This is a genomic window from Actinomadura sp. BRA 177, assembly GCF_013372625.1.
Taxonomy (GTDB): domain Bacteria; phylum Actinomycetota; class Actinomycetes; order Streptosporangiales; family Streptosporangiaceae; genus Spirillospora.
In genome coordinates this window covers 1-7095 of the sequence record NZ_JABXFD010000298.1, presented here as the reverse complement: position 1 = coordinate 7095, position 7095 = coordinate 1, and the positions used below count along the sequence as shown (strand labels likewise).

At 72.2% G+C, this 7095-nt stretch carries 11 protein-coding genes; 8 read left to right on the top strand and 3 right to left on the bottom strand.

What is annotated here, in order from left to right:
• Positions 1–446 (bottom strand): DedA family protein (locus HUX53_RS14350; RefSeq protein ID WP_369009201.1); only part of this gene is annotated, 446 nt, incomplete at its 3' end.
• A gap of 188 nt (positions 447–634) precedes the next feature.
• Here HUX53_RS14350 and HUX53_RS14345 point away from each other — a divergent pair.
• The gene (locus tag HUX53_RS14345; RefSeq protein WP_176403681.1) at positions 635–1060 is read left to right on the top strand and encodes a DUF1707 domain-containing protein; all 426 of its coding nucleotides are present in this window, start codon (positions 635–637) and stop codon (positions 1058–1060) included.
• Between the two features lie 46 nt (positions 1061–1106).
• Positions 1107–1742, top strand: a complete 636-nt coding sequence (locus tag HUX53_RS14340) for an HAD family phosphatase (RefSeq protein ID WP_176403680.1) — start codon at positions 1107–1109, stop codon at positions 1740–1742.
• Positions 1743–1762: 20 nt separating this feature from the next.
• Here the strand turns inward: HUX53_RS14340 and HUX53_RS14335 are convergent, their stop codons facing one another.
• Entirely contained in the window at positions 1763–2782 is a 1020-nt protein-coding gene (locus HUX53_RS14335; RefSeq protein WP_309237217.1) for a tyrosine-type recombinase/integrase, read from the bottom strand.
• A gap of 106 nt (positions 2783–2888) precedes the next feature.
• Between HUX53_RS14335 and HUX53_RS14330 the strand changes: the two genes are divergently transcribed.
• Positions 2889–3593 (top strand): DUF72 domain-containing protein, encoded by a 705-nt coding sequence (locus tag HUX53_RS14330; RefSeq protein ID WP_176403678.1) that lies wholly within the window; start codon positions 2889–2891, stop codon positions 3591–3593.
• A gap of 207 nt (positions 3594–3800) precedes the next feature.
• The gene (locus tag HUX53_RS14325) at positions 3801–4316 is read left to right on the top strand and encodes a GNAT family N-acetyltransferase (RefSeq protein WP_176403677.1); all 516 of its coding nucleotides are present in this window, start codon (positions 3801–3803) and stop codon (positions 4314–4316) included.
• A 278-nt stretch (positions 4317–4594) separates the two neighbouring features.
• Here the strand turns inward: HUX53_RS14325 and HUX53_RS14320 are convergent, their stop codons facing one another.
• Positions 4595–4747, bottom strand: a complete 153-nt coding sequence (locus tag HUX53_RS14320; protein WP_176403676.1) for a hypothetical protein — start codon at positions 4745–4747, stop codon at positions 4595–4597.
• 222 nt (positions 4748–4969) lie between these two features.
• Between HUX53_RS14320 and HUX53_RS14315 the strand changes: the two genes are divergently transcribed.
• The 4 genes from HUX53_RS14315 to HUX53_RS14300 all read left to right on the top strand — a co-directional run.
• Positions 4970–5392 (top strand): SRPBCC domain-containing protein, encoded by a 423-nt coding sequence (locus tag HUX53_RS14315; RefSeq protein WP_176403675.1) that lies wholly within the window; start codon positions 4970–4972, stop codon positions 5390–5392.
• Entirely contained in the window at positions 5389–5847 is a 459-nt protein-coding gene (locus tag HUX53_RS14310; protein ID WP_176403674.1) for a dihydrofolate reductase family protein, read from the top strand. The genes HUX53_RS14315 and HUX53_RS14310 overlap by 4 nt, the downstream gene beginning before the upstream one ends.
• Before the next feature lie 79 nt (positions 5848–5926).
• Complete coding sequence (locus HUX53_RS14305; RefSeq protein WP_176403673.1) at positions 5927–6463, top strand: TIGR03086 family metal-binding protein; 537 nt, start codon at positions 5927–5929, stop codon at positions 6461–6463.
• A 163-nt stretch (positions 6464–6626) separates the two neighbouring features.
• Positions 6627–7095: MFS transporter (locus HUX53_RS14300; RefSeq protein WP_309237216.1), on the top strand; the 469-nt coding region annotated here is incomplete at its 3' end.

Below are 7095 nucleotides of genomic sequence, written 5' to 3'. Positions count from 1 at the left end.
AGATCGACGGCTGGCTGGCCGCGCACGACGCCAAGGACGCCGCCGCCGACCTTCTGGACGTCATGCGCACCGGAGGCCCGGGCGCCCGCAACCTGGCCGCGGCCGTCCTGCACCGCATCGGCCCCGACGCCCCGGGCGTCGTGCGCGCCGCGCCGGAGCCTCCCCCGGCCTCGCCCTCCGCGGCCCCCTGGCTGCACCCGCCGGCCACCCGCCCGGCGCCCCAGCAGGAACGACACATGATCACCGGTGAACGCGCCCACCGCCGCCAGGACCACCACCGCCACCAGGTCCGGCTCACCCGACGCCGCATACACCCCCGCCGTGATCACCAGGCTCTCGCTCGGCACCACCGGGAAGAACCCGTCGATCGCCGCGACCGCGAACAGCACCAGGTAGAACCACGGCGACGTCACCGCCGTGTCCACCAAACCCCAAACCCCGTCCATGCCCACGACGCTAGAAAACGACCACCACCCCGCGGATCCCGCGAACGGCCACCAACACCCCCGACTTTCGACAGGGGGCCGGCGCCGCGTCCTGCGAACGATGTACACCCCGTTCCTCATCCCGAAGGACGACCCGCCGCCCTCCGCCGCGCCACCCTGGAACCACACCGCCCACCAGGGAGCCCACCATGGAACACCGGGTCGACGACCCCGTCCGCGCCTCCGACCACGACCGCGACACCACCGCCGAACGCCTCGGCGACGCCCTCGCCGAAGGCGCCCTCGACACCACCGAACACCACCGCCGCCTCCATCAGGCCCTCGCCGCCACCACCCGCGGCGACCTGAACCGCCTCACCGCCGACCTGCCCCCGTCCCACGCCGCCCGCATCCGCGCCGACAACGCCCGCCGCGCCGCCCAGAACGACGCAGACGAACGCACCTGGGCCGCCGAATGGCGCTACTGGACCGGCGGCGCCGCCATCATGACCGCCATCTGGGCCGTCTCCGCCCTCCGCGCAGGGGAGTGGACGGCCTACTGGCCCGCCGCGCCCCTCGCCATCTGGGCCGCCATCCTCGTCTCCTACGCCATCTGGCCGGCCCGCGACGACTGAAAACCGCTCGCGGCGCCGCCCCCGCGTCCGGCACACTTCACATCCCGTGGGACACCTGCACATCTTCGACATGGACGGCACACTCCTCGCTGGCACCACCGCCAACCTCGAAATCGCCCGCCACCTCGGCACCCTCCCCGAACTCCACGACCTCGAGGCCCGCTTCGCTGCCGGCACCCTCGACACGCGCGGCTTCTCCATCGAGATCCACCGGCTCTGGCGCCGGCTCACCCCCGGCATCGTCGCCGCCGCCTACACCGCCGCGACCTGGCTCACCGGCATCGCCGACGTCTGCGCCGACATCCGCGCCCGCGGCGAGCACTCCGCCGTCATCACCATGTCGCCCGACTTCTTCGCCCGCCACCTCCTCGACCTCGGCTTCGACGACGTCATCGCCTCCCGCTTCCCCCCGATGCCCTTCACCGGCACCCTCGACCCCGCCGGCATCCTCACCCCCGCCGACAAGGTCCGCATCGCCGAGGAACTCCGCGCCCGCCACGGACTCGCCCCCGCGCAATGCACCGCCTACGGCGACTCCATGTCCGACGCGCCCCTGTTCCGGCACCTCGCCAACACCGTCGCCGTCAACGCCGACCACCACCTCGCCGACATCGCCGCCCTCGACTACCGCGGCACCGACCTCACCGAGGCCTACGCCCTCGCCCGCACCCTCCCCGCCTGACAGCCCGGGGGAGCGGCGCGTCAGCCGCGCCGCCCCTCCACCGGACCCAGCAGCGGATGCACCCGCATCGCCGCCTCCAGCTCGCCCGGCAGCTCGTCCCGGTACCGGCCCAGCGTCGACAGGTCCGCATGCCCCAGCACCCGCCGCACCGCGTCCATGTCCGTCGCCGCCGCCAGCAGATGCGTCGCCGTCGTATGCCGCAGCCCGTGCGGCGTCACACTCCGCCGCCGCACCGGCTCCACCCGCTCCAGCACCCGGTCGATCACCCCCTGCACATCGCCCCGCGCCAGCCGCCGCCCCCGCCACGACAGCAGCAGCGCCTTCGGCTCCCGCCCCCGGTCCAGCAGCGTCCGGCCGTCCGCCAGATACGCGTCCAGCACCTCCGCCACCGGACGGGGGAGCGGCACGTCCCGCGTCCGCCCGCCCTTGCCGAAGATCCGCCAGTACCGCGTCCCCCCGTTGACGAAGAAGTCCTCCGCGTTCGCCGCCGTCAGCTCCGACACCCGCGGCCCCACCGCCGCCAGCAGCAGCACGATCAGCCCGTCCCGCAACTCGGTCCGCTGATCCCGCCGCCGCCGCGCGGCTGCGGGCTCCTCCGCCAGATCGCGCGCCGCGCCCAGCAGCCCCTCCGCCTGCTCCACCGTCAGCGCCCGCCGCTCCGCCCGCAGCCCGCCCCGCTGCTTCGGCCGCACCGTCACCGCGTCCATCGGATTCAGCTGCACCCACCCCGCCACCACCGCATGCCGGAAGAACGCCGACACCGAACGCCGGAACCGCGCCTGCGACGCCGCGCTCTGCAACGGGGCGCCGCCCGACTCCACCCGCCGTGCCCGCCGCCGCTCATCCGGCTTGCGCGCGAACCGAAGCAGCACCTCATCGACGTCCTCGCCCGTCAGATCGTCCAGCACCCGCTCGGCACCCGCCAGCGCCGCGAACGTCACCACGTCCCGCGCGTAGATCTCCGCCGACGCGGGCGCCAGCGCACCCGTCGACGTCTTCGCCCGCACCATCTCCCCGTACCGGTCCACGCACTCGGCCACCGTCAGACGCTGAACATCGGAAGGACGCACCCGCCGGACGCTACCGCCCGCCACCGACAGAACGCGGCGCGGGTATGAGCACAGGACGGACGAGGGGAGTGGCGGCATGCTCATCGGCACATCGGGATGGCAGTACGCCGACTGGCGCGGCGTCCTCTACCCGCCGGGCGTCCCGCAGCGGCGCTGGCTGTACCGCTACAGCGAGGTCTTCGCGACGGTGGAGAACAACAACGCCTTCTACCGGCTGCCCGGCCGCGAGACGTTCGAGTTGTGGCGCGGCAACACCCCGCCCGGTTTCGTCATGGCGGTCAAGGCCAGCCGCTACCTGACCCACATGAAACGCCTCAACGACCCCGCGGAACCCGTCGCGCGCCTCATGACCGCCGCCGCCGGCCTCGGCCCCAAGCTCGGGCCCGTCCTGCTGCAGCTCCCGCCCACCCTGCGCGCCGAGCCGGGCCGCCTCGACGCGTGCCTGCGGCAGTTCCCGCAAGGCGTCCGTGTCGCCGTCGAACCCCGCCACCCCACCTGGTGGACGGACGAGACCCGCCGCGTCCTGGAAGAGCGCGGTGCCGCGCTGTGCTGGACCGACCGCCTCGGCCGCCCCCAGACACCCCTCTGGCGGACGACCGGGTGGCTCTACCTGCGCTTCCACGAAGGCCCCGCCGAGCCATGGCCGCACTACGCCGACGAAACCCTCAAGAGCTGGGCGGACGAACTCGCCGGCGACGCCTACGTGTACTTCAACAACGACCCGGGCGGCGCCGCCGTCCGCAACGCACTCCGCTTCGCCGACCTCACCACACACCCCTGACACCCCACACCCAAACGGACCTATCGGGACAAAATACGCAAACCGGACAGAATCCAGATTCTGTCCGGTTTGCGGCCGGGGAGTGGCGCGACCCCAGCGGAGGAGGGGGGCCGGGGCCACCCTCTCGCGCAGCTGTCGTGTTGATCGGGGGACAGGAGGTGAGGGACCGCGGCACCGGTTTCATCGGCTTCCGGCAGACTTGGGCGTATGAACGAGCTCGTCCCGCCGCCGCGCCTGGCCGCGCCGACGGCTGCGGTGCGCGAGTCGTTCCTGGCCGGGGAGCGGGCCGACCTGCTGGCGAGCGGCGACCCTGCGGACTGGCTGGACGAGGCGTACCGCGATTTCACCGCGTTCGTCGCACACCGCCGGGGCGTCCAGCAGCGCTGGGGCGTCCCGTGCACGACGTTCTGGTACATCTCCGGCGAGCACTACCTGGGCACGCTGATCGTCCGGCACCGCCTGACACCCGAACTCGCCGAAGTCGGCGGCCATGTCGGCTACCACGTCGTCACGCCCTGGCGCCGGCGCGGCCACGCGACCCGGATGCTGGCCGCCGGCCTGCTGGAATGCCGCCGCCTCGGCCTGGACCGCGTCCTGCTGACGTGCGCCGCCGACAACGACCCGTCACGCCGCGTGATCGTGGCGAACGGCGGCGTCCACACCGGCCGCGCCCGCGGCGAAGACCGCTACTGGATCACCCTCGACCCGACCGCCGCCCGATAAAACTCGCGCCCCACGACGGACGACGCCGGATGAGTCCGCGACGTTGTTGATCGCGCGAGACGAGATCACCGTCGCGCCGACCGCCACGAGAAGCTGTACCTGCGCGGAGAGCCACATATCGGCCCGGGTCGCCCCGCTTCAAGGCGTTCTGATCGTTGGTCGATAATGCACATTATGTTAAGTAGAGCGGATTTCGACGCCAGGAGCGGGACACCCCCGGCCGCCTACATGCGCCTGCCGCGCTGACTTGCGCGGGCGTTCCTGATGATGTCCACCCCTCAGGCCGCCCTGGTCGACGATTCTCCGCGTAGCAGGTGCCCGAGGATCCGCTCGCTGACGCCCGCGGTTTGGACGATTGTGGTGTCCGACCAGCGTTCCCCGGCGTCGGCGAACGCGACGAGCGCGCCGTCCCGCACGTAGTCCCCTGGCATGTGTGCGTTAAAGAACCCCGCCGTCAGCAGTCCCCGAACAGGATGTGGAAGAACGCCAGCAGCGCCCCGACGTCGGTGAGACGCGTTCCGCGCGCACTCCCGTGCCGGTCCCCCGTGGTCTGGGGGCTCCAGTTGCCTCAAGTACGGGCGTAGTCGTTCCAACAGTAGGTCCGAGACGGTCGTCTTGCCGGATGAACAGGGCGGGCCCGCCACGACCCAGATGTGGTCTGGCGGCATCTGACCGAGTCTGCGCTGCTCGCGCGGTGGTGGACGCCTGATGACCTGCGTGTTTCGGAGATGGTGTTCGAGGCGCGGGCGGGTGGGCGGATCGTCCTGGAGTACCGCGATGCCGAGGACGCCGAGGGCTCGGACGTGGTCGCCGGGCGCGCGGAGGGGCTCGTTGAGGATGTGCGGCCTGCGGAGCGTCTGGCCGACCGGCTGTCCCCTCTGCTGCCCGGCGGCGGTCTCGCGTTCACCGGTCATCTCGACTTCGATCTCCGGGCCGCGGGTACGGGCACGGACCTCGACGTCCACTACCGGGTGTCCGGCAGCACGGTCGGTTCGGCGGACTTCGCCGCGGGCATCGAGATCAGCTTCGGCCAGAGCCTCGACATGGAAGACACCGAGGCAAGGAGCACGGAATGACGGAGCAGACCGGCGGCCGCAGGGTCGTCACCAACATCGCCCTCTCCCTCGACGGCCGGTACGCCAGTCCGGACGATCCGCTGGACATGGGGTGGGTGAGCGATGAGGGTTTCGCGAAGTGGCTCGTCGGCGTCGACAAGGTGGTCCTTTCCGGCACGCTAGGCGAGGCGCCGTGGGAGCGGGCGACGGTCGTCGACAGGCGCGCGGCCGAGGTGGTCGTGGATCTCAGGGCGGGCGAGGGCGGTGACATCTTCGTGCCGTCCAGCCCGAGCGTCATCAAGGCGCTGCTGGCGGCCGACATGGTCGACCGGCTGGCGTTCACGGTCTTCCCGGTGTTCCTCGGTGGCGGGCCGCGCCTGTTCGAGGACGGTCTGCCGGCGGGGCGGTGGGGGCTCGCGGGTCAGGCCGCGGGTGGGCACGGCACGTTGTGCGTCGTCTACGACCGGGTCTGCTGAGCCGGTCGTTACATTGGCGGGGTCGGTGTGACTGGCTCCGGGTGGTGTCGGCGTGGTTCCTGAGCGTTTCGTTCGTGCGTTGGACGGGTTCGAGGCGGTGCTGGCGGCGGTGCCGTCCGACCGGTGGCTTTCGCCGTCGCCGTGCGAGGGGTGGGCGGCGGTCGATGTGGCGGGGCATGTCACCGCGGGGCTGCTGGTGATCGAGATGCGGGCGGCCGGGCGGCCTCTCCCCCAGGACGATCCGGATTGGCGGGAGGTCGCGGGTGCGGATCCGGTGGCGTCTTGGCGGACGGTGCGGGCCCGGACGATGGCTGAGTTGTCGCCCGAGGCGCTGGACCGGACGATTCCGCTGGCGTTCGGGGACGTGGTGACGCTGCGGGAGTGGCTGGAGGGGTATTCCCCGGAGCTGCTGGTGCATACGTGGGATCTGGCGCGGGCCACCGGTCAGCAGGTGGAGTTGGACGCGGATCTGGTGCGTTCGGCGCTGGAGACGTCGGAGCGGCTGGCGCCGCGCGGGCGTGCGGTGGGCAAGGTGGGCCCGGAGGTCGGTGTCGCGGACGGTGCCGGCGACCAGGCGCGGCTGCTGGCGCTGTTCGGGCGGGATCCCGCCGCCTGAGCCCCTCCCCGGGCCGGATTCGGGGGTGCGCGGGGTGCGGCCGGGCGGTTAGGGTGCGGGTATGCGCCGACGACATTGATCTTCACCTGAGGCGGGGCTCGCGCGGAGGCTGTACGCCTACGCGTTCCTCGAGGATTTCGTTCTTCTGTATCCGGTTTATGCGGTGTTGTTCGCCGATACCGGGTTGTCCCCTGCCGCGATCTCGTCGCTGTTCGTGGTCTGGTCGGTCACGACGTTCGCGCTGGAGTTGCCGTCCGGTCTGTGGGCGGATCTGTTCTCGCGCCGGTTGCTTCTGGTGGCCTCTCCCCTGCTCGCGGGGACGGGTTTCGGGCTGTGGGCGTTCTTTCCCTCGTATCCGGCGTTCGCCGCGGGTTTCGTGTTGTGGGGCGCCGGGTCGGCGCTGCGGTCGGGGACGATGCAGGCGCTGGTGTACGAGGAGCTGGAGCGTGCCGGGGCGGCGGGGGCGTATGCGCGGCTGATCGGGCGGTCGGAGGCGGTGTCGCTGCTGGCGGTGGTGGCGGCGTCGGCGGTGGCGTCGCCGGTGCTGGCGGCGGGGGGTTACCGGGCGCTGGGCGCGGCGAGTGTGGCGGCGTGCGTGCTGTGCGCGGTGGCGGGGTGGTTCCTGCCGGAGT

Bases quoted from the DNA above. Each gene is read 5' to 3' on its own strand.
- HUX53_RS14345 (WP_176403681.1), top strand. From the start codon at position 635: ATGGAACACCGGGTCGACGACCCCGTCCGCGCCTCCGACCACGACCGC.
- HUX53_RS14330 (WP_176403678.1), top strand. From the start codon at position 2,889: ATGCTCATCGGCACATCGGGATGGCAGTACGCCGACTGGCGCGGCGTC.
- HUX53_RS14325 (WP_176403677.1), top strand. From the start codon at position 3,801: ATGAACGAGCTCGTCCCGCCGCCGCGCCTGGCCGCGCCGACGGCTGCG.
- HUX53_RS14320 (WP_176403676.1), bottom strand. From the start codon at position 4,747: ATGCCAGGGGACTACGTGCGGGACGGCGCGCTCGTCGCGTTCGCCGAC.
- HUX53_RS14310 (WP_176403674.1), top strand. From the start codon at position 5,389: ATGACGGAGCAGACCGGCGGCCGCAGGGTCGTCACCAACATCGCCCTC.